Annotated in this window: 21 protein-coding genes; 12 read left to right on the top strand and 9 right to left on the bottom strand. The window is 72.9% G+C overall.

Annotated elements, in window-relative coordinates; all coding sequences use genetic code 11:
• Positions 1-75: 75 nt before the first annotated feature.
• The gene (locus RLT59_RS15840) at positions 76-2,646 is read left to right on the top strand and encodes a cation-translocating P-type ATPase (protein ID WP_311303992.1); all 2,571 of its coding nucleotides are present in this window, start codon (positions 76-78) and stop codon (positions 2,644-2,646) included.
• On the opposite strand, the gene RLT59_RS15845 is transcribed toward RLT59_RS15840, so the two are convergent.
• The 3 genes from RLT59_RS15845 to RLT59_RS15855 form a co-directional block, all read right to left on the bottom strand.
• Entirely contained in the window at positions 2,612-3,355 is a 744-nt protein-coding gene (locus tag RLT59_RS15845) for a calcium-binding protein (protein ID WP_311303993.1), read from the bottom strand. The two genes, RLT59_RS15840 and RLT59_RS15845, sit on opposite strands and share 35 nt — an antisense overlap.
• A 202-nt stretch (positions 3,356-3,557) precedes the next feature.
• Positions 3,558-6,764, bottom strand: coding sequence for a sacsin N-terminal ATP-binding-like domain-containing protein (locus RLT59_RS15850; protein WP_311307741.1), 3,207 nt, complete (start codon positions 6,762-6,764; stop codon positions 3,558-3,560).
• Positions 6,765-6,983: 219 nt separating this feature from the next.
• The gene (locus RLT59_RS15855; RefSeq protein ID WP_311303994.1) at positions 6,984-7,910 is read right to left on the bottom strand and encodes a DUF3027 domain-containing protein; all 927 of its coding nucleotides are present in this window, start codon (positions 7,908-7,910) and stop codon (positions 6,984-6,986) included.
• Positions 7,911-8,340: 430 nt separating this feature from the next.
• Between RLT59_RS15855 and RLT59_RS15860 the strand changes: the two genes are divergently transcribed.
• From RLT59_RS15860 to RLT59_RS15875, 4 genes are read left to right on the top strand one after another with little or no spacing between them, the layout of a single operon-like run.
• A complete protein-coding gene (locus RLT59_RS15860; RefSeq protein ID WP_311303995.1) occupies positions 8,341-9,792 on the top strand; it encodes an MFS transporter in 1,452 nt (483 codons plus the stop codon).
• A gap of 27 nt (positions 9,793-9,819) precedes the next feature.
• On the top strand, positions 9,820-10,302 hold the full coding sequence (locus RLT59_RS15865) for a DUF2771 domain-containing protein (protein WP_311303996.1): 483 nt from the start codon (positions 9,820-9,822) through the stop codon (positions 10,300-10,302).
• Positions 10,303-10,342: 40 nt separating this feature from the next.
• Positions 10,343-11,050: a futalosine hydrolase gene (locus RLT59_RS15870; RefSeq protein WP_311303997.1), complete on the top strand. Its 708-nt coding sequence runs from the start codon at positions 10,343-10,345 to the stop codon at positions 11,048-11,050.
• Positions 11,031-11,888, top strand: a complete 858-nt coding sequence (locus tag RLT59_RS15875; protein WP_311303998.1) for a 1,4-dihydroxy-6-naphtoate synthase — start codon at positions 11,031-11,033, stop codon at positions 11,886-11,888. The genes RLT59_RS15870 and RLT59_RS15875 overlap by 20 nt, the downstream gene beginning before the upstream one ends.
• 26 nt (positions 11,889-11,914) lie before the next feature.
• Here RLT59_RS15875 and RLT59_RS15880 read toward each other — a convergent pair whose 3' ends face one another.
• On the bottom strand, positions 11,915-12,298 hold the full coding sequence (locus RLT59_RS15880; protein ID WP_073732911.1) for a cold-shock protein: 384 nt from the start codon (positions 12,296-12,298) through the stop codon (positions 11,915-11,917).
• A 161-nt stretch (positions 12,299-12,459) separates the two neighbouring features.
• Here RLT59_RS15880 and RLT59_RS15885 point away from each other — a divergent pair, with 161 nt between their 5' ends.
• Positions 12,460-12,684: a hypothetical protein gene (locus RLT59_RS15885; RefSeq protein ID WP_024491308.1), complete on the top strand. Its 225-nt coding sequence runs from the start codon at positions 12,460-12,462 to the stop codon at positions 12,682-12,684.
• A gap of 7 nt (positions 12,685-12,691) precedes the next feature.
• On the opposite strand, the gene RLT59_RS15890 is transcribed toward RLT59_RS15885, so the two are convergent.
• Complete coding sequence (locus RLT59_RS15890; protein ID WP_311303999.1) at positions 12,692-13,330, bottom strand: HAD family hydrolase; 639 nt, start codon at positions 13,328-13,330, stop codon at positions 12,692-12,694.
• 105 nt (positions 13,331-13,435) lie between these two features.
• Between RLT59_RS15890 and RLT59_RS15895 the strand changes: the two genes are divergently transcribed.
• The 4 genes from RLT59_RS15895 to RLT59_RS15910 are packed head-to-tail and all read left to right on the top strand — an operon-like array spanning position 13,436 to position 17,383.
• Positions 13,436-14,446 carry a FecCD family ABC transporter permease gene (locus RLT59_RS15895; RefSeq protein ID WP_311304000.1) on the top strand — a complete coding sequence of 337 codons (1,011 nt, stop codon included), beginning with the start codon at positions 13,436-13,438 and terminating at the stop codon, positions 14,444-14,446.
• Positions 14,443-15,513, top strand: coding sequence for a FecCD family ABC transporter permease (locus tag RLT59_RS15900; protein WP_311304001.1), 1,071 nt, complete (start codon positions 14,443-14,445; stop codon positions 15,511-15,513). The genes RLT59_RS15895 and RLT59_RS15900 overlap by 4 nt, the downstream gene beginning before the upstream one ends.
• Positions 15,510-16,352: an ABC transporter ATP-binding protein gene (locus RLT59_RS15905; protein ID WP_311304002.1), complete on the top strand. Its 843-nt coding sequence runs from the start codon at positions 15,510-15,512 to the stop codon at positions 16,350-16,352. The genes RLT59_RS15900 and RLT59_RS15905 overlap by 4 nt, the downstream gene beginning before the upstream one ends.
• Before the next feature lie 44 nt (positions 16,353-16,396).
• Positions 16,397-17,383, top strand: coding sequence for an ABC transporter substrate-binding protein (locus RLT59_RS15910; protein WP_311304003.1), 987 nt, complete (start codon positions 16,397-16,399; stop codon positions 17,381-17,383).
• Positions 17,384-17,468: 85 nt separating this feature from the next.
• On the opposite strand, the gene RLT59_RS15915 is transcribed toward RLT59_RS15910, so the two are convergent.
• Entirely contained in the window at positions 17,469-18,581 is a 1,113-nt protein-coding gene (locus RLT59_RS15915) for a hypothetical protein (RefSeq protein WP_311304004.1), read from the bottom strand.
• 76 nt (positions 18,582-18,657) lie between these two features.
• Between RLT59_RS15915 and RLT59_RS15920 the strand changes: the two genes are divergently transcribed.
• Positions 18,658-21,111: a helicase-associated domain-containing protein gene (locus tag RLT59_RS15920; protein WP_311304005.1), complete on the top strand. Its 2,454-nt coding sequence runs from the start codon at positions 18,658-18,660 to the stop codon at positions 21,109-21,111.
• A 55-nt stretch (positions 21,112-21,166) separates the two neighbouring features.
• On the opposite strand, the gene RLT59_RS15925 is transcribed toward RLT59_RS15920, so the two are convergent.
• The gene (locus RLT59_RS15925) at positions 21,167-22,105 is read right to left on the bottom strand and encodes a hypothetical protein (RefSeq protein WP_311304006.1); all 939 of its coding nucleotides are present in this window, start codon (positions 22,103-22,105) and stop codon (positions 21,167-21,169) included.
• Between the two features lie 4 nt (positions 22,106-22,109).
• Entirely contained in the window at positions 22,110-22,535 is a 426-nt protein-coding gene (locus tag RLT59_RS15930; protein WP_311304007.1) for a hypothetical protein, read from the bottom strand.
• Positions 22,536-22,783: 248 nt separating this feature from the next.
• Here RLT59_RS15930 and RLT59_RS15935 point away from each other — a divergent pair, with 248 nt between their 5' ends.
• Positions 22,784-24,436 carry a DNA repair helicase XPB gene (locus RLT59_RS15935; protein WP_311304008.1) on the top strand — a complete coding sequence of 551 codons (1,653 nt, stop codon included), beginning with the start codon at positions 22,784-22,786 and terminating at the stop codon, positions 24,434-24,436.
• Positions 24,437-24,472: 36 nt separating this feature from the next.
• On the opposite strand, the gene RLT59_RS15940 is transcribed toward RLT59_RS15935, so the two are convergent.
• Positions 24,473-24,658, bottom strand: a complete 186-nt coding sequence (locus RLT59_RS15940) for a hypothetical protein (RefSeq protein WP_311304009.1) — start codon at positions 24,656-24,658, stop codon at positions 24,473-24,475.
• Positions 24,659-24,721 lie beyond the last annotated feature (63 nt).

Raw genomic sequence — 24,721 nt, forward strand, 5'->3', positions numbered from 1 at the left:
TTTCCGTCCTTCCCCGGTCTGATCTTCGGACCACCCGATGGGTGAACCGGACGTTCCACCCGTACCGTCTGAACTATGACTCAGCGGGCAGTCGGCCCCTCCGGGGATGAGCCGAACAGATCCTCCGTGCCTTCCGGCACCGACCGGCCGGTGATGATCGACGCCGGCAGCGAGCTCGACCCGGTGCACCCGGTCGGGCTCCCGGCCCCCGGCGGCGGGCGCGGGCTGACCGCGGCCGAGGTCGCGGAGCGGATCGCCCGGGGCGAGGTCAACGACGTCCCGGTCCGCTCCTCCCGGTCCGTGCGCGAGATCGTCCGCGCCAACGTCTTCACCCGGTTCAACCTGATCATCGGCGTGCTCTGGGTGATCATGCTGTTCGTCGCGCCGATCCAGGACAGCCTCTTCGGCTTCGTGATCATCGCCAACACCGGCATCGGCATCGTGCAGGAGTGGCGGGCCAAGAAGACCCTGGACAGCCTCGCCGTCATCGGTGAGGCCAAACCCACCGTGCGACGGGACGGGGTCGCCGCCGAGATCTCCACCTCCGAGATCGTCCTGGGCGACCTCGTCGAGCTCGGCCCCGGCGACAAGGTCGTGGTGGACGGCACGGTCGCGGAGGCCGACAGCCTGGAGATCGACGAATCCCTGCTCACCGGCGAGGCCGACCCCGTCCTCAAGCGCGCCGGCGACCCCGTGATGTCCGGCAGCTTCGTCGTCGCGGGCGGCGGCGCCTTCGCCGCGACCAAGGTCGGCCGCGAGGCCTACGCCGCCCAGCTCGCGGAGGAGGCCTCCCGCTTCACGCTCGTCCAGTCCGAGCTGCGCAGCGGGATCTCCACCATCCTCAAGTACGTCACCTGGATGATGATCCCGACCGCGATCGGGCTGATCATCAGCCAGCTCGTCGTCAAGGACGACAACTTCAAGGACTCCGTCGCCAGGACCGTCGGCGGCATCGTCCCGATGATCCCGGAGGGGCTGGTCCTGCTCACCTCGGTCGCCTTCGCGATCGGCGTCGTCCGGCTGGGCCGCAAGCAGTGCCTGGTCCAGGAACTCCCCGCCATCGAGGGCCTGGCCCGGGTCGACGTCGTCTGCCTGGACAAGACCGGCACCCTCACGGAGGGCGGCATGGACGTCACCGAGGTCCGCCCGCTCAACGGCGCCGACGAGCCGTACCTGCGCCGCGTACTGGCCGCCTTCGGCGCCTCCGACCCGCGGCCCAACGCCAGCCTCCAGGCGATCATCGACGCCTACCCGGTCCCGGACGGAGGGGAGGGCGGCGAGGGGTGGCGCGTCACCCAGGCGCTGCCGTTCTCCTCCGCCCGCAAGTACAGCGGCGCCGCCTTCGAGGAGGCGGCGGGGCAGCCCTCCGGCTGGCTCCTCGGCGCCCCCGACGTGCTGCTCCCCGAGGACGACCCGGCGCTCACCGAGATCGAACAGCTCAACCAGCAGGGTCTGCGCGTCCTGCTGCTGGCCCGGGTGGACGGGCCGCTCGACGACCCGGCGACCGCGACCGGGGCGGACCCGAGCGCGCTGATCGTCCTGGAGCAGCGGCTGCGGCCCGACGCCCGGGAGACGCTCGCCTACTTCGCCGACCAGCGGGTCGCCACCAAGGTGATCTCCGGCGACAACGCCGTCTCGGTCGGCGCCGTCGCCGCGAAGCTCGGGCTGCCGGGCGCCGAACACACCATGGACGCGCGGAAGCTGCCCACAGACCCCGACGCCATGGCCACCGCGATGGAGGAGAACACCGTCTTCGGCCGCGTCACCCCGCAGCAGAAGCGGGAGATGGTCGCCGCCCTCCAGTCCCGCGGCCACACCGTCGCGATGACGGGCGACGGCGTCAACGACGTCCTCGCCCTCAAGGACGCCGACATCGGCGTCTCGATGGGCTCCGGCTCCGAGGCCACCCGCGCGGTCGCCCAGATCGTGCTGCTCAACAACAGCTTCGCGACGCTGCCGTCCGTCGTGGCCGAGGGCCGCCGGGTCATCGGCAACATCACCCGGGTCGCCACCCTGTTCCTCACGAAGACCGTCTACTCGGTGCTGCTGGCCGTCCTGGTGGTCTGCTTCCAGGTCGAGTACCCGTTCCTGCCCCGGCACCTGACCCTGCTGTCGACGCTGACGATCGGCATCCCGGCGTTCTTCCTCGCCCTGGCCCCCAACAAGGAGCGCGCGCACCCCCACTTCGTGCGACGCGTCATGCGGTACGCGGTGCCGTCCGGCACCATCGCGGCCGCGGCCACCTTCGCCACGTATCTGATCGCCCGGCACGTCTACGCCGGCCCCGGCTCGCTGGACGCGGAGACCAGCGCGGCCACCCTCACGCTGTTCCTGGTCTCGATGTGGGTCCTGGCGATCATCGCCCGCCCCTACACCTGGTGGCGGATCTGTCTGGTCGTGGCGATGGGGGTGGCGTTCCTGATCGTGCTCGTGGTGCCGTGGCTCCAGGACTTCTTCGCACTCAAGCTGGTTGGCACGACGATGCCGTGGACGGCGGTGGGCATCGCCGTGATCGCCTCCGCGGCGCTGGAATACGCCTGGCGCCTGGTGAGCCGCCGCTTCCCGGTCCAGGGAAGCGGCGGCCCGCCGGAGCGGAGGACCGCCGGACCGGCTACTTCACGTCGACGAAGTCACCCGTGGAGTTGACGGCCGGAGTGGAGGCCGTACCGGCGAAGCTGTAGCGCCAGTAACCGTCGACCGAGGCCTTCACCGTGGTCTTCAGGGTGCCGGTGCTGCTCGTCTTGACGGTCTTCACCGTGCTCCAGGACTTGGCGCCCTTCTTGAGGAACTGCAGCTTGACCGGCTGCTTGGTGTAGCCGTGGTACTTGAAGTCGTCCCAGTTGGCCCGCGCCAGCTTGCCGGTGACCGTGATGGTCTTCCCCTTCTTCACCGGCTCGGGGGCGGCGTTGACGGTCTGCGTGGCCGCCCGCTGGAACTTGAAGCTGCCGGCCTTGTCCTTCCAGTTGTAGTCGCCGTCCTCGGCGTCCGCCCACACGTTGACGTACCAGGTACCGGCCACGTCGTTGGAGTACGGCAGGTCGACCTTGGGGGCGACGGTGAACGAGGCGGTGCAGGTGCTCCCGGAGCACTTGGTGCTGTTCGGCGTCAGGTAGCCGAACCCGGGGCCCACCAGCTCTATGTCGATGCCCTTGATGCCGGAGTTGTCCTTGGCGGTCACCGCGACGGTGAACTTCTTGACGGCGCTGGTGCCGACCACCACGTTCTTGCCACCGTTGACCGTCACCTTGGTGATGGCGGTGTCGCCGTAGTGGCCGTTGGCCTGGGCGGCCGGTACGGCGAGGGCCAGCAGGGCCAGAGCACCGACGGCGACGGTCGCAGAGGTACGCATACGCATGTTTTTCCCTGTGGGAAAGGGGCCCCTGGCGCGCAGGCGCACCGGCGGGGCCGATCGGTCTGTTGAACCGGAGTGGCTCAACAGACCAGACAATCGACGAATGTGAAGGGTTGCCTGCGGATATGAAGATTCTGCGAAGGCCCCGGAAATCGCGGACCCGGGAACAGGATCGGGGCGGGGGTCTGGGCGCGGGCCGGGGCCGTCAGTCGAACCAGCGGTCCCGGGCCAGTTCCCCGGTGCGGGACGGGTCCTCCAGCAGCGCCGCGACCTCGAAGCGGCGCGGCCACTGGCCCGCCGCCCAGGCCAGTCCCGCCGCGACGCCCTCCAGCGTCGCGGCGTGCACGGTGCCGTCCGGGGTGCGCCGCCAGTCCAGCTCGACGCCGCCCGCGCGCAGTTCACCGTGCTCGACGTAGGTGTCCGGGGTGCCGGGGCCGAGCAGGGCGCGCACCGACTCCGGGACCTGGTGCTCCTCGCCCTCGGACGTCACCTCCGCCTCGAAGCTCTCGCCGAGCCGCCGCACCCGGAACAGCTCGGCCAGCTCCGCCGCGTTGGCCGGGGCGACCGGCAGCAGCGGCAGCCCTCCGGTCAGCGGGAGCAGATCGGGGGCGTCCGCGATCACCGCGTCCGCCGCGTCGACCACCCGCACCTCGCCGTCGACCACGGCCCGCAGCTCGTCCGGCAGCGTGACCTGCTCCGGGTCCAGCTCGGCCAGGGCGGTGTACAGGGAGTGCAGTTGGACGGGGCCGACCGGGCGGTCCCCGTCCGCGAGCCGGCCGAGGAGTTCGGCCGCACCGCCGGGCTCGTCCAGCAGGGCGGCGACCGAGGTCCGCACCCCGAGGGCGCGCAGCACCTGGGCGTCGTCGAAGCCGGTGGCGTCGGCGGGGTCGTACAGGCCCGCCAGCCGGGGATCGCCCCCGTCGGCGCGCAGGCCCGCCGGGCGGCGGCCGTCCAGCACCGGGTGGTCGCGCAGCCACCAGGCGGTGTACGGGCGCACGGACTGCGTGGTGCCGTCCGGCAGGAGCACCCGCACCGGCTGGGTCAGGGCGTCGCGCAGCGGGGGGCGGGCCAGCATGGCGAGCGCCTGGGGCCAGGCGTCGTCGTCGACCAGGTCGAGGTCGCGGACGGCGACGAGTTCGGTGGCGACGGGCGGCACCACGGTGTCCGGGAGCTGGTCGAGGATGTCCTCGCACCAGACGTCCACGGCGTCGAGCAGCCCGGCGTCGTCGGACTCCGCGAAGTCGCCGTCGCGGGGCTCCAGTTCGTCCGGGTCCAGCACCACATCGGTGGCCCGTACGAGTGCGAACGTGGCGAGCACCCCGCAGGCGGTGAGCGGCTGCTCGCCCCAGCGGCCGGCCAGCTCCTCGTCGCACAGGGCGAGTTCGCCCTCGCGCATGACGGCGGCGAACGGGCTGCCGGGCAGCACGAGTTCACCGGCCGGGGCGGGCTCGCCGTCCTCGTCGGGCAGGGCCAGGGCGCCGAGCCAGGGCTCGTCGCCGGGCACCAGGTCCGCGTCCCGGACGAGCGTGAGGACGGTGTCCGCCAGCTCGTCGCCGTCCAGCGCGTCCTCGTCCCAGATCTCGCCCGCGTCCAGCGAACCGGCGACGGCGGCCCGCACCTGCGGGGTCGTCAGCACGGCGCGCGGGGTGGCGGGCAGGGCGCCCAGCTTCTCCAGGAGCGGGTGCGCGGCGTCCGGGTGGGCGACCTTCAGCCCGAGCCGGGCGAGCCGGTCCAGGACCGGCCCGGTCAGCGCGTCCGGAAGCGGCAGCAGGATCTGCCGGGGGCCGATGGTGGTGCGGGGGACGGCCGGGGCGTCGGGGTCGCCGCCCCGGGAGTCCGTACCGGCGAGCGGCACCGGCAGCCCGGAGAGCCGGTCCGGGTCGATGCCGGACAGGCTGTCGTAGAGCCGCCGCCACCAGACCGGGGCGCGCTCCAGACCGGCGAGCCGGTCGATCGCCTCGGTCAGCGGCACCCGGGCGACGCCGAGCGTGCGCAGCTCGACGCGGCGCTCCAGACCGGCGGGCAGCAGGCAGGGCAGCACCTCCGCCAGCACCGCGACGGTCCCGGCGCCGACCCCCTCCAGCACTTCGGCCTCCAGCGGCCGCAGCGCGGTGGTGGCCTTGCGGCCCTCGTCCGCCCCGGCGTCCCAGCTGTCCCAGCGGTCGGGCTCGGCCGCCGGGTCGCGCGGGGCTGCGGGCTCCAGGAACGCGACGCGCGGCAGCCGCTCCAGGATCGCCGCGCGCAGCGCGCCGTCCAGCTCGCCCTTGCCGAGCGGTCCGGGCACGAGCGCGATGGTGGCGGTGGAGACCGGCTGCCAGTCGGCGAGCAGTTCGGCGTACGCGTCGGCCGCGCGCCGCACCAAAAAGTCGGTGAGCGGGCCCGGCGCGGGGTGGCGGCGGGTGGTGTCGAGCGGCAGCGAGGCGATGAGCAGCGCGGGGACGCCGAGCGGTTCGTCGGTGGGCGTCGGCGCGTGCACGACGGGTGCGGTACGGGGGTGGACCGGGGCGCCCTCCGCGTCCACCGGGACGGCCCAGGTCACCGACCAGTGCGGGCGCAGCCGTTCCTCCAGCGGGCGGCCGACGAGCAGGTCGGGCTCCACGGGGCCGTGCCGGGCGACGGTGCGCCAGCGGTTCGTACCGCGCTCCGAGTCGTCGACGTGGACGTACGGGCCGTGCTGCGAGCGGCTCAACGTCCTTACGCTGTCCGGGGTTTCGATGACGATCTCGTCGAGTCCGCTCAGCGTGAGCAGCAGCGCGTCGTCCACGGCGGTGAGCAGCCGGCCGACCAGGTCCTCCGCGACGCCGTCGCGCAGCGGCAGTACGACGACGGTGTCGTAGCCGTCCGGAGCGGTGCCCTCCGCGGGCAGCGGGAGCCGGAGCAGCGGTACGTGTCCGTCGCGGCGGCGCAGCTCGTCACCCAGCCCCGGGCTGCCGACGGCGGCGTCCCGGGCGAGGTCGCGGGCCTCGGCCAGGGACCAGCGCACGCCCCCGTGCCGGCCGATGACGGCGGGCTCGTCGCTCACCGCGAGCACAGCGGCGAACCCGACGCCGAACCTGCCGACGGCTCCCTCGTGGCCCTCGCGCTTGGCGGACGCGCGCAGCGTGGACAGCGACTCCACCCCGGTGGCGTCCAGCGGCGCGCCGGTGTTCGCGGCGGCGAGGACCGCCGGGGCGGTCGCGGTGGCCGGGTGCAGGGTGAGCCGGAGCCGGCCGGGGGTCTGGGCGCGGGCGGCGGCGTCGGCGGCGTTCTGGGCGAGCTCGACGACGAGGCGGTCGCGGTAGCCGCCGAGCGCGAGGTCCTCCTCGGCGTTGGCGTCCTCCCGGAAGCGGGCGGGGCCGGCGCCCCAGGCGTCGAGCACGCGGCGCCGCAGCCGTGCGGTGCCGAACGGGTCGGCCCCCTCGGTCGCATTCATGCTCACGCTGACTCCCTCTTCCGGTTTCGGGTCCCCGTGCCGCCAAGTGTGCGCCCGAAGCTACCGGGTTCCCGGGGGGGTGCCGCGTTGTCCTCAATCGCCGGACGGGCCGGGGGCGCCCGGCCCGTCCGGCCACATCAAGCCCGTCCGGCGATTGAGGACGGAACCGTTGCGCCGGGGCAGCCCGCACGCGCAGGGGGCCGCACCCCAGGCCACCGCCTACGAGTGGCCGAGGTCCTCCGACGGCGCGTCCGGTTCCGCCGGTACGGAGCCGGAATCCCGCGCCGGACGCAGCGGATACTCGTCCACCTGCATCGTGTCCAGCGCATGCGGCGCCGGCTTCGGCGGCTTCGGCATCACCGCGGCCTCCGAATGCCCGCCACAGCCGTACGACAGGGACACCACGTGCCCGTCCGCCGGGCCGAACTCGTTCGCGCACACCCCGAAGGCCTGCTTCAACGAACCCGCCAGCGGCACCAGGAAGGCACAGGAGACACAGGTGGCCGGAGCCGCCTGGGCCATCGGCGTCTTCGCGCCGAACCCCTCGTCCCAGCGGTCGGCCGCCGCGTACAGCCCGTACCGCGACAGCACCCGCGCACGCCGCATCCCGAGCTCGTCCGCGACGGACGCGATCGAACCCCGTCGCGGGGTCCCCGGGCGCGTCGTCAGCTCCGCGTCCTCCGACTCGACGAGCTCGGCCAGCTCACCGGAGACCGGAGAGTTGGGCGGCGGCTCGTCCTCACCGGTGTAACCGGGCTCCAGCCGCAGATCGTCCGCCTCTGTGGGCAGCAGATCGCCCGGCCCCATGTCGCCCGGCCGCAGCCGCTCGCTCCACGGCACCCACTCCGGCGCGAGCAGCGCGTCACCGCCCGGCAGCAGCACCGTTTCGTCCAGCGTGACGTTCTTCGCGCGGGAGGCCCTGGCGACCGTCACCGCCCAGCGCCAGCCCCGGTAGGCCGGGTCCTTGCACTCGAAGTAGTGCGTGACGACCCGGTCCCCCTCGGGCACCACGGCCACATGCTCACCCACGACCCCTGGCGCGGCTGCCTCCTCGGCCGCCGCGCGGGCGAGGTCTACGGCCTCGGCGCACAAACGGTCGGGAACAGGGGTACGGGCCGTACGGCTTCTCGTCGTCGCAGCACTCACAGGTCTCGCTTCTCTCCTACGCCAGTCTCACGAGCGCGCCAGCACATCCATCGATTTCAGCCATTCGGTTGCGGGCGGAGCGGACCTGGGGGCCGCGTCGACGTCCACACCCGTTGTGCCTGCCTCGGGCGCACCTTCTGCAATCCATTCTGCGGGATCGCCGAGAGGCGCGCGGCCAAGAACAACCGCCGGTGGCGCGCTACGCACGCTACCCTCTCCGCCGCTTCCCGCCCACCTGCCCGTCCCAAACAACGCCGTATCCGGTGCCGTGTCCCGTGTAAAGGGCACTGTCCGGCCATCCGTATCCGCCCGTATCCGCCGGGCCCGCACCCGCTGCGACCTGGCCCGTCACTGACCCGACGGGGCGTCGCGCGCCGCGTCCCGCGCCTGTCCCGGTTCGTGACGACTGGTCCTGGGGCACTATGACCAAGTGGCTTCTGCCAGGTCGCACGACGGACCCGGCCCGCTCCGCAGGACGGGCCGGACGATCGGTCATGCCCTGCGCTCCCCGTTCACCGGGACCGCCCGGTCCATCCGGAAGGCGACGCACGCCCACGGGGCGGGGGAATCCGGTCTCGGCAAGCTGATCGAGCTGCACGCGGTGAACGGCGCGGGTGACGTGATGATCACCGTCGCACTGGCGTCCACGGTGTTCTTCTCCGTACCGACGGACCAGGCGCGCGGCCGGGTCGCGCTGTACCTCGCCGTCACCATGGCGCCGTTCATCGTCCTCGCCCCGGTCGTCGGCCCGCTCCTGGACCGTCTGCCGCACGGGCGTCGCGCGGCGATGGCGGGCTCCATGCTGGCCCGTGCGCTGCTGGCGCTCACCATGTCGGGCGCGGTCGCCACCGGCGGCCTGGAGCTGTATCCGGCGGCCCTGGGCGTCCTGGTCTGCTCGAAGGCGTACGGAGTCGTGCGCAGCGCCGTCGTACCGCGCCTGCTGCCACCGCGATTCTCGCTGGTGAAGGCGAACTCACGGGTGACCCTCGCCGGTCTCCTCGCCACGGGTGCGGCCGCTCCGATCGGGGCGGGGCTCCAGACGATCGGCCCGCCGTGGCCGCTCTACGGCGCGTCCGCGATCTTCGTCGGCGGCGCGATCCTCGCCTTCACCCTGCCGCCCAAGGTGGACTCGGCGAAGGGCGAACGCAAGGCGCGCCTGGTGCACCCGCACGAGGAGGACGGCACCGTCCGGCCGGAGCCGCTCCGCCCGGAGCCGCTCCGCAAGGACGCCACGCCCGGGGCCGGGAGGAAAAGCAGATTCCGGGCGAGGAACGGCGAGAAGCGGCCGGGGCTGCGTTCGGTCGGCCCGTCCGTCCTGCACGGGCTCCAGGCCAACGCCGCACACCGCGCGCTCTCCGGCTTCCTGATCTTCTTCCTGGCGTTCCTGCTGCGCGAGCAGCCGCTCTCCGGGCAGAGCGCCGCGATCTCGCTCGGCATCGTCGGCGTGGCGGCCGGGACGGGCAACGCGCTGGGCACGGCGGTCGGCTCCTGGCTCAGGGCCCGGGGCCCGGAGATCATCATCGCCTCCGTACTGGGCCTGGCGCTGGGCGTCGCCGTACTGGCCGCGGCCTTCTTCAGCACGGTCATGGTCGCCGCGCTCGCGGCCATGGCGGGCTTCACCCAGGCCCTGTCGAAGCTGTCGCTGGACGCGATGATCCAGCGCGACGTGCCGGAGGAGGTGCGCACCTCGGCCTTCGCCCGCTCCGAGACGCTGCTCCAGATGTCGTGGGTGGTGGGCGGCGCGATCGGGATCTCGCTCCCCCTCAACGGCGTACTGGGCATGGCGGTCGCCGCGGGCATCCTCGCGCTCGGTGCGGCGGCCTCCGTACGGGGGCTGCTGGGAGCCGCGCGGCGTGGCTCGCCGCACCCCCGCGTGGCATGAGCCGGAGCGACCGATAGCCTTCGGCCCATGACCGTTGCGTTCTTCTCCGGTAAGGGCCGTCGAATCGGCGTCGCTCTTGGTGCCGTGTCCGCGGGACTCCTTGTCCTCTCCGCCTGCGACAAGCCGACGCCACTCGCCACCGTGACGGTCGGCGACAACTCGGTGCACACCGAGGCGTCCTGCTACAACGACGGCAAGGCCCTCAAGGAAGCCGAGATCAAGGGCTGCCTGAACAAGAAGGCCGACAAGACCGTCAAGGTCGCCATGGACGACAAGGTTCACTTCGGTGTGGACCCGTCGGTCTCGGACAACGGCTGGACGCTCTTCATCAACGGCCAGCAGGCCGAGCAGGAGCCCTTCGAGAAGACCTACCGGTCCATCCCCGGCAGCGCCTTCTTCGCCAGCCAGACCGGCGAGGCCACCGCCGACAAGACGCAGGTCAGCATCGTGGAGACCAAGGGCAAGGAGCTGCTGGGCATCTGGCACTTCGAGCTCAAGAAGACCAGCTGACCCACACCTCTCTCCTATCGCTTCCTCGGAGGCCCCTCCCGTGCGCGTGCTCGTCGTGACCGCAGTCCCGGTGGAACGGGACGCGGTCACGCGTGCGTTCGGGGACGGCTCCGAGGTGTCGGTGCGCCGGGTGCCGGGCGCGGAGATCCACCGCGCGGGCCCCTTCGACGTCCTCGCGGGCGGCGCGGGACCGGCCGCCGCAGCGGCCTCCGCCGCGTTCGCCCTGGCCTCCGACCGCTATGACCTGGTGATCTCGGCGGGCATCGGCGGCGGCTTCACCGGCGTCGCCCCGGTCGGCTCACTCGTCGTGGCCGGCCGCATCGGAGCGGCGGACCTGGGTGCCGAGACCCCCGCCGGCTTCGTGCCCGTCACCGATCTCGGCTTCGGCCGGGTCTGGCACTTCCCGCCCCGCTCCCTGGCCCGCGCGGCGGCCACCGCGACCCACGCGGTGACCGGCGACGTCCTCACCGTCTCCACCGTGACCGGCAGCGCCGAGCGCGCCGCCGCCCTCCTCACCGCGCACCCCGGCGCCGTCGCGGAGGCCATGGAGGGCTTCGGGGTCGCGGAGGCGGCGGACCGGCTCGGCCTGCCCGTCCTGGAGATCAGAGCCGTCTCGAACGCCGTCGGCCCCCGCGACCGCGACGCCTGGCGCATCGGGGACGCGCTGGCCGCGCTCACCGACGCGTTCGGCAAGCTCATACCCGTACTGGAAGGCTGGACGACCCACCATGACCGCAACCACTCCTGACCCGCTGCGCATCGCCTTCTCGCCGTGCCCGAACGACACGTTCGTCTTCGACGCCTGGGCACACGGCCGGGTCCCGGACGCGCCCGCCCTCGATGTCACCTTCGCGGACATCGACCTCACCAACGGCATGGCGGAGCGCGGCGAGCTGGACGTCCTGAAGGTCTCGTACGCGGTGCTGCCCTGGGTCCTCGACGAGTACGCGCTGCTGCCGTGCGGCGGCGCGCTGGGGCGGGGCTGCGGGCCGCTCGTACTGACGCGGGAGCCGGGCACGGACCTGACGGGGAAGACCGTCGCCGTCCCGAGCGAGCGCTCCACCGCCTATCTGCTGTTCCGGCTCTGGGCCGCGGAGGCGGTGCCGGGCGGTGTGGGCGAGATCGTCGTCATGCCGTTCGACGAGATCATGCCGGCAGTACGGGACGGCAAGGTCGACGCCGGTCTCGTCATCCACGAGGCGCGCTTCACGTACCAGAACTACGGTCTGCACAACCTGGCCGACATGGGCCGCCACTGGGAGGACACGACCGGCCTGCCGATCCCGCTCGGCGCGATCATCGCGAAGCGCTCGCTGGGCGAGGAGGCGCTGAAGCTGCTCGCGGAGTCGGTGCGCGCGTCGGTACGGATGGCGTGGGAAGACCCGCAGGCATCGCGCCCGTACGTCCAGGAACACGCCCAGGAGATGGACCCGGCAGTCGCGGACCAGCACATCGGCCTGTACGTGAACGAGTTCACCGCGGACCTCGGCGAGGACGGCTACGCGGCGATCCGCGGCCTGCTGACCCGCGCCGCGGCCGAGGGGCTGGTACCGCCCCTCGGACCGGACGCGCTCTCCTACCCCTGAGCCCCGCCCCCGTACGTCACGTCACGTCACACGTCGAGCTGGTCCGCGACCGCCCGCAGCAGGCCGGCGATCTTCGCTCCGGCCGCCTTGTCGGGGTAACGGCCGCGCTCCAGCATCGGCGTGATGTTCTCCAGCACGGTCGTCAGGTCCTGCACGATTGACGCCAGCTCGTCCGGCTTGCGGCGCTGGGCGGCCGCGACGGACGGGGTGGGGTCGAGGATGGCCACGGAAAGCGCCTGGTCACCGCGCTGCCCGGCGACCACACCGAATTCGACACGCTGACCGGGCTTGAGTGCGTCGACTCCGGTGGGGAGCACCGACGAGTGCACGAAGACGTCACTGCCGTCGTCGCGGGAGAGGAAGCCGAAGCCCTTCTCGCTGTTGAACCACTTGACCTTGCCAGTCGGCAAAGCACGCACCCCATCTCAACCCGTATGCCGGAACAAAGCCTCAGCAGGTCAGGCCGTCCAGTGATCGTGCTCCCCCTGCTGGCAGAAGCCTCCACAGGTGAAGTACCCCTCGTCAAGGCAGGTCATCCGGACTGGTGTCCTGAAAGAACTACTCTGACGGGGTGAGTACTTCCCCTTCTGGCGCGGGCGACCTGCTGGTCCGGCTCGGCGCGATCATCTTCTTCGTCGGTGCCCTGGCGACCCTGGTCACGATGGCACCGCTGTTCCTCGGCACCGAGCCGTTCCCGTCCATCGCGTACGCGGTCTGCATGCTGATGGGCGTCGGCTTCCTGGTCGCCGCGGCGGGCGTCGTCCGCTCGGCACGGGCGGGTGCACCGCAGCGGTAGGGCTTTCCTACGCCGCGTACCCGTTCGCCGCGTACGCGGTGAGCCAGGCCGGGAACTCCGTCAGTGACGACAGGACCACGTCCGCGCCGGCCGCGCGGAGCTCGTCCGCGTCGCACGGGCCCGTCGTCACGGCCACCGACAGGGCGCCCGCGGCCCGTGCGCCACGCACGTCGCCCGTGTGGTCGCCCACGTAGACGCCCGCCCGGTGCTCGCGCAGGGCCTCCGCCTTCGCCTCGGCCCACAGGCCGCCGGCCAGTACGTCGGGCTCGATGCCCACATGGGTCAGGTGCAGCTTCGCGCTCGGCTCGTACTTGGCGGTGACGACCATCGCGCGGCCGCCCAGCCCGCGGATCGCCTCGACCGACTCGCACGCGCCGGGCATGGCGGGTGAGGAGGCGATCGCGTATGTGGGATACATCTCACGGTAGCGGCCGACCATCTCGGGCACCTGAGCCGCCGGGAACCAGTTCGCCAACTCGTCCTCCAGCGGCGGCCCCAGCCGGCTGACCACGAGATCGGCGTCGATCACCGCACCCGTCTCGGCGGAAAGAGCCAGGTAGCAGGCCTTGATGCCGGGCCGGGAGTCGATGAGCGTCATGTCCAGGTCGAAGCCGACCATCAGCGCGTGCGATGCCATGGCCTCCATTGTGCCGAGCGGACACGGGGACCCGGCACCGCCCCGGACCGCCGCCCCGGGGCGGTGCTTAGACTTAGCCAAGCCTTACTTTGCTTCGCTTTTCGATTGGGTCCGATGCCAGCCGCCGCACCACGCCGCTCCAGACGCGCTCTCATGACGGCGGCGGCCGTCCTGGCGCTGCTGTTCGCCGTACTGCTCAGCCTCGCCGTGGGGGCGCGCTCCATCGCCCCGTCGGCCGTACTGGACGCCCTGCTGCACGGCGGGCACTCCGACGCCGCCGAGGTCATCCGGAGCATGCGGGTGCCGCGCACCCTGATCGGGCTGATGGTCGGCGCCGCCCTCGCCCTCGCCGGCACGGTGCTCCAGGGCATCACCCGTAACCCCATCGCCGACCCCGGCATCCTCGGCATCAGCCAGGGCGCCTCTGTCGGGGTGGTGCTGGCCATCGCGTACGCGGGCATCCACACGCTCACCGGGTACGTCTGGTTCGCCTTCGCGGGGGCGGCGATCGCCTCCGTCGCGGTGTACGCCATCGCCTCCAGCGGACGCGGCGGAGCCACCCCGGTGAAACTCGCGCTCGGCGGCGCCGCGATCAACGCGCTGCTGGTGTCCGTGACCATGGCCGTACTGACGACGAAGGCGTCCGCGCTGGACGAGTTCCGGTTCTGGCAGGTCGGCTCGATCGCCGGCCGCGAGTCCCAGGTAGCCCAGCAGATCTGGCCGTTCCTGCTGGTCGGGACCGTGCTCGTGCTCTCCGTCGCCCGAGGGCTCGACGCGCTCGCGCTCGGCGAGGACATGGCGAAGGGCCTCGGGCAGAAGATCGCGACCGTACGGATCGTCGGCGGCATCGGCGCCACCGTGCTCACCGGCGTCGGCGTCGCCGCGGCCGGGCCGATCGCGTTCATCGGCCTCGCCGTCCCGCACATCGCCCGCGCGATCGTCGGCAGCGACCACCGCTGGGTGCTCCCGATGGCCACCCTGATCGGACCCGTGATGCTGCTCGTCTCCGATGTGATCGGCCGGATCGTCTTCCCGCCGAGCGAGGTCCCGGCCGGGGTCATGACGGCGCTCATCGGGGTGCCGTTCCTGGTCACGCTGGTGCGCCGGAAGGCGGTGCCCGCATGAGCGCCACCACGGCCGCCGTACGGCCCGCCGGGTACAGCGTCCTCAAGGTCGGGGCGCGGGGACGGTTCCTGCTGCACCGCCGGGCCGCGGTCGTCGCCGTCTCGCTCGTCGTCCTGCTGGCCGTCGTCTGCGTCGCGTACCTCTGCGTAGGCGAGAGCTACGTCGCCCCCTCCGAAGTCCTCAACGTGATCCTGGGACGGCCCTCCCCCGACGAACTCGTCGTCGGCACGCTGCGGCTGCCCCGCATGGTCGTCGGGCTGCTCGTCGGCCTCGCCTTCGGGATCGCCGGCGCACTGATCCAGACCGTCGCCCGCAACCCCCTCGCGAGCCCGGACATCATCGGCATCAGCCAGGGCGCGAGCGCCCTCACGGTCGGCGCGATGACGTTCGGCATCACCTCGTACACCGTCCTGCCCTACCTGTCGGTGATCGGCGGGGTCGCGGCCGCCGCGCTCGTCTACGCCTTCGCGTGGCGCGGCGGGCTGCACGCCACCCGGTTCGTGCTCATCGGCATCGGCTTCGCCATCGCACTGCGGTCCGTCACCACCCTGTTCCTGACCAAGGGCGACTACCTCGTCGCCCAGCAGGCCCAGATCTGGATGACCGGCTCGCTCAACGGCCGAGGCTACGACGAGGCCGCCCCGATCGGCTGGACGCTGCTGATCCTGCTGCCCGCCGTCCTGTGGGCGGCCCGCGCGCAGCGCACCGTGACCATGGACGACGACACGGCGACCGCGCTCGGGGTACGCCTCGGCCGGGTACGGCTCGGGCTCGTCGCACTCGGCGTGATCCTGGCGTCGGTGGCGACGGGAACGGCCGGACCGGTCGACTTCGTCGCCCTGCTCGCCCCGCAGATCGCCCGCCGGATGACCCGGACCGCGCAGATCCCGCTGTTCTGCTCCGCGCTGCTCGGCGCCGTCATCGTCGTCTTCGCGGATCTGCTGGCCCGCAGGCTCTTCTCCCCCACCGAACTGCCGGTGGGCGTCCTGACGGCGGCGGTCGGCGCCCCGTACCTGATCTGGCTGATCATCCGCGGTCACGGTGGCCGCAGGGGAGGCAACGCATGACCACGACCCAGCAGGACGCGGTGACCAGCCGGCTCACGGTGGCCGGACTGACCCTCGCGTACGAGGACCGCACCGTCGTCCACGAACTGGACCTCGCCGTCCCTGACGGCCGGGTCACCGTCATCGTCGGGCCGAACGCCTGCGGCAAGTCGACGACGCTGCGCGCGCTCGGCCGGCTCCTCAAGCCGCGCGGCGGGGCGGTGCTGCTGGACGGCACCGAGCTGTCGAAGATCCCCACGAAGAAGATCGCCCAGTCCATCGGGCTGCTCCCGCAGACCCCGGTGGCCCCGGAGGCGATCACCGTCTCCGACCTGGTGGCCCGAGGCCGCCAGCCCCACCAGCACTGGTGGCAGCAGTGGTCGCAGGAGGACGAGCGGGCGGTGACGGACGCCATGGAGCGCACCGACATCACCGCGCTCGGCTCCCGCTCGGTGGACGAGCTGTCCGGCGGGCAGCGCCAGCGGGTGTGGATCGCGATGGCGCTCGCCCAGGAGACCGATCTGCTGCTGCTCGACGAACCGACGACGTACCTCGACATCGCGCACCAGGTGGAGGTCCTCGACCTGGTGCGCCGGCTCGCCGCCCCGGCGGCCGACGGCACCCGGGGCCGGACCGTGGTGACCGTGCTCCACGACCTCAACCAGGCCGCCCGCTACGCCGACCACCTGGTCGCCATGAAGGCGGGCCGGATCGTCGCGGAGGGCCGCCCCGAGGACGTCGTCACCGCCGAGCTCGTCCGCGAGGTGTTCGGCCTGGACGCGGTGATCGTGCCGGACCCGGTGACGGGTTCGCCGCTCGTCGTGCCGGGAGCGCCCTGGCAGCCCGCGCACGCGTCCTGAACCCGGACTCCGCCCACCACCGCCCCCTCCACGAAAGGCAATCCATGGCCCCCTCCGTCCGCCGCCGTGGCCTCACCCTCGGCGCACTCGCCCTGACCGGCGCACTCGCACTCTCCGCCTGCGGCTCCTCCGACTCCGACTCCGGCGCCAAGGGCGACGGCGGTTCCTCTGCGGGCGGCGGCACGCACACCGTCAAGACGGCGATGGGCGACGTGAAGGTCCCGGCGCGCCCGCAGCGCGTGGTGGTCCTGGACACCGGTGAGCTGGACTCCGCGCTCACCCTCGGCGTGGAGCCCGTCGGCGGGACGCACTCCGCGACCGAGGACGGCTTCCCCGCCTACCTGCCGGCGGCGAGCACGAAGGGCATCAAGGAGGTCGGTGAGATCTCCAGTCCCAACATGGAGGCCGTCGCCTCCCTGAAGCCGGACCTGATCCTCACCAGCAAGGTCCGCGACGGCGACCGCTACAAGCAGCTCAGCGCGATCGCCCCGACCGTGATGACGGAGTCCACCGGCTCGGACTGGAAGAACAACTTCAAGGTCCACGCGGAGGCGCTCGGCAAGCAGGCGGAGGCGAAGAAGGTCATCGCCGCGTACGACGCCCACGTCGCGAAGGTGACAGCGGCGGTCGGCGGCAAGAAGAAGGCGGCGACCACCGACGTCAACTTCGTACGGTTCGTCGAAGGCGCGGACATCCGCATCTACGGCAAGCAGAACTACATCGGCTCGATCCTCGCCGACATCGGCATGGGCCGCCCCGCCATCACGGACAAGGCCAAGGACGGCTTCTCGTACGACGTGTCGCCCGAGAAGATCGACCTCGCGGACGCGGACGCCGTCTTCACCTCGACGTACGGCGACCCCGACAAGGCGGGCACGACCCGGACCATGAAGAGCGGGCTCTGGAAGAACCTCAAGGCCTCCAAGGACGGAAAGGTCTTCAAGGTCGACGACCGGCTGTGGATCGCGGGCATCGGCTACACCGCGGCCGACCAGATCCTCGACGAGTTCCAGACGAAGATGACGGGCTGACAGCGGGGTTCCCTGAGGTTGCCCCGGCCCGGGGCGCGGGGTTCCGTCCTCAAGCGCCGGACCGGCTCGGGTGGTGCGGGGCCCCTCAGCGCCCTGGCCGAGGGCCCCGCGCCCGCCACACCAGGTAGAGCGCCGAGGCCACGGCCGCGCCCCGCAGCACCCAGGGCCAGGTCTGGCCGATCGCGGGGCCCATCTGCCCGTCCCCGACGGGCGCGCCCCACCGGCCGTCCATCCGGCCCCACAGCCAGACGAGAGCGCCCGCCGCGACCACCCCGGGCAGCCCCATCACCACCCACTTCGCCTCCGCACGGGACAGCTTGCGGGAGCTGTACGCGAGGGCCCAGCCGCCCGCCAGGGCCAGCAGCGCCTGCGGGGAGTCCATCACCGCGCCGGCCACCAGCAGGGCGGCGGCGAGCAGCAGCACGGGGTGCGAGAAGCCGCGCCGGGGCGCCCTGCCCCCGCCCCGGACGCGGCGCGGCCTGGGCAGCCACCGCCGCCGGGGCGCGGCCCGCGCCTCCTCGTACTCCTCGCCCTCCTCCTCGAACTCCCCGTCGCCGTCCTCGTACTCGTCCTCGGCCGCAGCGTCCTCGTCGTCCTCGTCGTCCCCGACCGGCGGGCGCAGCACCGCCGGGATCTCCACCCCGCCGCGGAAGCCCGCCACTTCGGTGCCCGCCCCGAACTCGCCGGCCTCACCGAAGGGGCCCGGTTCGACGCGCCACCAGTCCGCCTCGCTGCCGGACGGGCCCAGTTCGTCCGTGCCGGCCCGGTGCGGGGAGGACGGTCCGCCGCCGGCCGGAGCCGCCGCGGGGGCCTCGGGCGGCTCCGACGCGCCCCTGCGCGAACTGTCTTTCCGGCCGCTCGGGCGGCTGTCCTTGCGGAGCTTCGGTCTGCGCGGACGGGGCACCCCGGGCGCCTTCGCGGGCCCCGGCGCCGCCTCCGGCGACTGCGGCAGCCGCACCGATCCGTCGGCGGACGAGGCCGCCGCGGCGACCAGTTCGTCCGGTGTGCCGAGCTTCCCGATGATGCGGCGCACCGCCGCGGGAGTGTCCGCGGCCTGCTTCACCCGCTGCCGGTCGATCTCGCCCCGCAGCGCCGAGACCAGCCTCATCCGGGTGCCCGAGGACAGCTGTTGCTGCTGTGCGATGTCCCCGACCCGGCTCAGGTAGTCGTAGACCAGCTGATCGCTCTCGATCCCCACGCGATGGTTCCCCTCTGACCGCCCTGCACCGACGGTAGCGCCCTCGGGCCCGTCCGGAGCGACTACCGTGGGACGGATGGGGATGACCACACCACCGCGGACGCTGGCCGAGGCTCTGCGCGCCCGGGACGACGAGTCCTTGGCCGGGCTGCTGCGCGCCCGGCCCGACCTCCTCAGCCCCGTGCCGAACGACATCACCCAGCTCGCGACCCGGGCGGGCACCCGTGCCTCCGTCGTCCGCGCTCTGGAACACCTCGACCGGTTCGCCCTGCAGACCGCGGAAGCGCTCGCGGTAGCGCCCGATCCCGCTCCGTACGACACGCTGCTCGGGCTGCTCACCGGCGACGGCCGGGACGACGGCGAGCTTCGCGGTGACGCGGGCGCGGCCATCGTGGACGCGCTGCCGGGCGCCCTGGACACGCTGCGCGAACAGGCTCTCGTCTGGGGCGAGGACGAACGGCTGCACCTGGTGCGGACGGCCCGGGAGCTCCTGGCGCCCTCACCGCAGCACCCCTCCCCCACCGGTCTCGGCCCGACCGTCTCCGAGGCCACCGCCGGCATGTCGCCGGGCCGGCTCCAGGAGATCCTGGCCGCGGCCGGGCTGCCCGCCACCTACGACCCGGTGTCCGCGGTGACCTCGCTGTCCGCGCTCTTCACCGACCGGGCCCGGATGGGCGAACTGCTGGACACCGCCCCGGTGGAAGCCCTGTCGGTGCTGGACCGGCTGGTGTGGGGCCCGCCGTACGGGGAGGTGACCCCGAATCCGACGCCGCCCGTGAAGTGGCTGCGCGACCGGGGGCTGCTGCTGCCGGTGTCGACCCGCACCGTGGTGCTGCCGCGCGAGGCCGCCCTGCACCTGCGGGCCGGGCGCGCCCACCGGGTGCCGGAGCCGCTGCCGCCGGTCGTGGCGGCCGCGGCCGAACGCGATCCACAGGCTGTGGACAGTGCGGCGGCCGGTCAGGCGTTCCTGTCGGTGTCCACCGTCGAGGAGCTCCTGAAGAGCTGGAACGGCGGCGGCCCCGCCATACTGCGGGCCGGCGGGCTCAGCGTCCGCGAGCTGAAGAAGACCGCGACGGTGCTGGACGTGCCGGAGCCCGTCGCCGCGTTCTGGATCGAACTGGCCTACGCGGCCGGGCTGCTGGCCTCCGACGGCGAGACCGACGAGCGGTACGCGCCGACCCCCGCGTACGACGACTGGACCGAGCTCCCGGCCGAGGACCGCTGGGTGCGGCTCGCCACCGCCTGGCTCGCCGCCACCCGCACCCCGGGCCTGGTGGGCGGCCAGGACGCCAAGGGCCGCGCCCTGTCCACCCTCGGCCCCGGGCTGGACCGCTCCGCCGCCCCCGAGGTCCGCCACCGGGTGCTGGCCCTGCTCGACGCGCTGCCGCCGGGCACCGCCCCGGAACCGGAGACGCTGCTCGCCCGGCTCCGCTGGGAACGCCCGCTGCGCGGCGCCTCCACCTCCGCCGGGGACACCACCGACCTGCGGTCCCGGATCGCGCTGTGGACGCTGAACGAGTCCGAGCTCCTCGGCATCACCGGCCGCGGCGCCCTCGCCTCGCAGACCCGTGCCCTGCTGACGGCCGGGCCCGCGGAGGCCGCCGCCGGTCTCGCCCCGCTCCTCCCGGAGCCCCTGGACCACGTCCTGCTCCAGGCCGACCTGACCGCCGTGGCGCCCGGCCCGCTGGAGCGCCCGCTGGCGGACATGCTCGCCGCGCTCGCGGACATCGAGTCGAAGGGCGGCGCGACGGTCTACCGGTTCACGCCGGGGTCCGTACGGCGCGCCCTGGACGCCGGGCAGTCCGCCGCCGACCTGCACGCGTTCCTCGCCGCGCACAGCCGTACGCCTGTGCCGCAGCCGCTGAGCTACCTCATCGACGACGTCGCCCGCCGCCACGGCCACCTGCGGATCGGCGCCGCGTCCTCGTACGTGCGCTGCGACGACGAGGCCGTCCTCAACGAGATCCTCGCCGACAAGCGCTCGGCCACCCTCCGGCTGCGCCGCCTCGCCCCGACGGCCCTCGCCGCCCAGATCGACCCGGTCTCGCTCCTGGACGGGCTGCGCGAACTCGGCTACGCGCCCGCCGCCGAGTCCGCCGACGGCGATGTGCTGATCACCCGCGCTGGCGCCCGCCGCACCCCGCCCCGCTCGGCCCCCGCCCCGGTCCCCGAGGGCCCGCCGCTTCCGGAGCCCGCCCTGCTGGGCGCGGCGGTCCGGGCGATCCGGGCGGGTGACACGGCCGCCACCGTCGTCCACAAGGACACCGGCCCCGCGGCGCCCGGGGACACGCTGCCCCGTACGACGTCGGCCGAGACCCTGGTGACGGTCCAGGCGGCCGCGATGACGGGATCCGCGATCTGGATCGGCTACGTCAACGCGGAGGGCGCGGCCAGCCAGCGCGTCATCGCCCCGGTCCGCGTCGAGGGCGGCTACGTCACGGCGTACGACCACACGGCCGACGAGGTCCGCACGTACCCGCTGCACCGCATCACGGGCGTCGCGGAACTGGCGGACGACCAGACGGCGTAGCCGCCACCGGCACGGTCAGTGCCGCACCCGCACGGTCAGTGCCGCACCCGCACGGTCAGTGCTGCATCTGCACGGCGCAGACCTTGGCCGATCCGTTGAAGACCGTCCAGGACAGCGTCCGGCGGTCGGTCCGCTGGGGGCAGCTGCCGCCGTTCACCAGCGCCGTGATCCCCATGACCGCGTTCTGCCCCTTGGGGACCTGTGTCCGGTCGCAGCCCCAGACGCTGAACAGCCGCGCGGTGCCCTTGACGGAGCCGTCGGCCTGTTCGGTCAGTACGGCGGGGAAGCACTGGCCCGTGGCGAACACGCGGTCCAGGCAGAGCGCGATGGAGGACCCGTCGTCGTTCACATGCCCCCAGCCGTGCCGGCCGCCGCCCTCGGGGCAGCCGGAGGCGTACGTCGTCACCATCGTCACCTTCGAGAACGCGAAGCTGGCACCGCAGTCCACCGCGGACGGGCGGTCCTGGTTGAGCTTGCCCCAGCCCTCGTCGTACACGTTGAGACAGGTCCCGACGCGGACGGACGCGAACGCCACGTCCACCGGGTCCGGCGGCGCGGGGGTCGAGGGAGCCGGGGTCGAGGGGGCGGTAGTGGTGGGGCTGTCGTCGGGGGCGGGGGTGGTCTGTCCGGCGTCCGGCTTCTTGTCCTCCTCGTCGTCGTCCGTCGGCGGGTCCGGGTGCGGTATGGGTTTCACCGGAGCGTCCACGCCGGTCGCCGGCTTTTCGCCGTCGTCCGGTTCCACCTGATGCCACGGCTTCCACACGGCGAGCAGCACGGCGAGGCCCACCAGTCCGGCGAGCACCGCCGACGAGACGCTGATGAAGTAACTGCTGGTGATGTCGCGGCCGGCGACCGTGACCCGGCCCCGCCCGGACGCCCGCGCGTTGATCCGGGTCCCGCCGGTCCCGCCGTCGCCGTAGTCGTCATCGTCGTCGCCGCCGTAGTAATCGTCGTCGTCGTCGAATCGGCCCGGGTTCCCTCGGGAGTAGCTCAAACCGTCACCTGCGCCTGGTGATGTTGACGTCACGCCCCGCCATGGTGATGCGGGCCCTGCCCGACGCCCGCGCCTTCATGGTGACGCGGTGGGCCCGGAAGTCCTCCGGCCGGCCGGCCGCCCGCACCTCGTCGATCAGCTGCTCCATCGCGGGCACCAGCTCCGGGTGGTCGGCCATCAGCCGGCGCAGGCGCTGCTTCCACTCGGAGACGAGCTCCTCCTCGGTGCCGTCGTCCGCGTCCCGCCGGGCGGCGAGGAGTTCGGCGCGCATCCGGTCCAGATCCCGCACCGCCGCATCCGCCTCGCCGGGCCGCGCCCGGCGCCACAGCTCGCCCACCGCCCGCTGGACCTGCTCCCAGCCGGTCGTCGCCATTCCGTTGACCACCGTCGAAGCGGCCTGACCGGCCAGTGCCGCAAGTTCCAAGTCCATGGCCCCACTCCTGCCTTCGCTGTGCCACCGGAGAAACGTGTATATCGCCCGCGACGGTGAGGCGTCCCGCGATCTGAGGAGTTACTGAGCATGTGCGCACGGTGTCCATGGAGGCCGGTTCCTGACGGGCCGTGAGCATGCCTGGTCAGGACCGGGGCGCCCGCACCCGCCGCATCCCGCGACCGCGTACGGCACACTGGACGTTTGGCCGGTACACGGCCACCCCGCAGTAGAAAGGGCCGAAGCGCGTGACCGGACCCCTCATCGTCCAGAGCGACAAGACGCTGCTCCTGGAAGTCGACCACGAGCAGGCGGACGCCTGCCGCCGGGTGATCGCACCCTTCGCCGAGCTGGAGCGCGCGCCCGAGCACATCCACACCTACCGGCTGACCCCGCTCGGGCTGTGGAACGCGCGGGCCGCGGGGCACGACGCCGAGCAGGTCGTCGACGCGCTGGTGAAGTACTCCCGCTACCCCGTGCCGCACGCGCTGCTCGTCGACATCGCGGAGACGATGGGCCGGTACGGCCGCCTCACGCTCTCCAAGCACCCGGTCCACGGACTGGTGCTGACCTCCACCGACCGGCCCGTCCTGGAGGAGATCCTCCGGTCGAAGAAGGTCCAGCCGCTGGTCGGCGCCCGGATCGACCCCGACACCGTGGCCGTGCACCCCTCGGAGCGCGGGCAGGTCAAGCAGACGCTGCTGAAGCTGGGCTGGCCCGCGGAGGACCTCGCCGGTTACGTGGACGGCGAGGCGCACCCGATCGAGCTGGACGAGAACGGCTGGGCGCTGCGGCCGTACCAGCAGCAGGCGGTCGAGGGGTTCTGGCACGGCGGTTCCGGTGTGGTCGTGCTGCCCTGCGGGGCCGGGAAGACGCTGGTGGGCGCGGGCGCGATGGCGCAGGCGAAGGCGACCACGCTGATCCTGGTCACCAACACCGTCTCCGCCCGGCAGTGGAAGCACGAGCTGGTGAAGCGGACGTCGCTGACCGAGGAGGAGATCGGCGAGTACAGCGGCACCCGCAAGGAGATCCGGCCCGTCACCATCGCCACGTACCAGGTGCTCACGACCCGTCGCAAGGGCGTCTACGCGCACCTGGAGCTGTTCGACTCCCGGGACTGGGGCCTGGTGATCTACGACGAGGTGCACCTGCTGCCCGCGCCGGTCTTCAAGTTCACCGCCGATCTCCAGGCGCGGCGCCGGCTGGGGCTCACGGCCACGCTGGTGCGGGAGGACGGCCGCGAGTCGGACGTCTTCTCGCTGATCGGGCCCAAGCGGTTCGACGCCCCGTGGAAGGAGATCGAGGCGCAGGGCTACATCGCTCCGGCCGACTGTGTCGAGGTGCGGGTCAATCTGACGGACAGCGAGCGGCTCGCGTACGCGACCGCGGAGGCCGAGGAGAAGTACCGGTACTGCGCCACGACCGCGACCAAGCGGAAGGTCACAGAGGCCCTGGTGCGCAGGCACCAGGGCGAGCAGACCCTGGTCATCGGGCAGTACATCGACCAGCTCGACGAGCTGGGTGAGCATCTGAACGCCCCGGTGATCAAGGGCGAGACGAGCAACGCCCAGCGGGAGAAGCTGTTCGGCGCGTTCCGGGAGGGCGAGATCAGCGTGCTCGTCGTGTCGAAGGTGGCGAACTTCTCCATCGACCTGCCGGAGGCCACCGTCGCGATCCAGGTGTCCGGCACGTTCGGCTCGCGCCAGGAGGAGGCTCAGCGGCTCGGCCGGGTGCTGCGCCCGAAGGCGGACGGGCACGAGGCGCGGTTCTACTCGGTGGTCGCCCGCGACACGATCGACCAGGACTTCGCGGCCCACCGCCAGCGCTTCCTGGCCGAGCAGGGCTACGCGTACCGGATCGTCGACGCGGACGAGCTGCTGACGGACGACCGGGACGGCTGAGGGACGGCTGAGGGACGGCCGGGGGGGGGCGGGCGGTCAGCGGCGGCGGACCCCCGCCTCCTCCGCGTACTCACCGAGGACGACGACGCCGAACGCGGTCCGTACGAAGATCCCGGCGGCGCGCAGGGCGTTCCCGGCCCGGTGGCGGTGGTGGTGACCGGTGGCCGCGGTCGCGCCGTGCGCGGGGCCGGTCCTTCGCGGGTTCAGGGTGACGGTGCTCATGTGTTCCATGGTGCTCCGGCCCGGCCGGTGACGTCGTCGGCCCGCAGGGTGAAGGTGCCGGGG

The sequence above is a fragment of the Streptomyces sp. ITFR-6 genome (assembly GCF_031844725.1).
Lineage (GTDB): Bacteria > Actinomycetota > Actinomycetes > Streptomycetales > Streptomycetaceae > Streptomyces.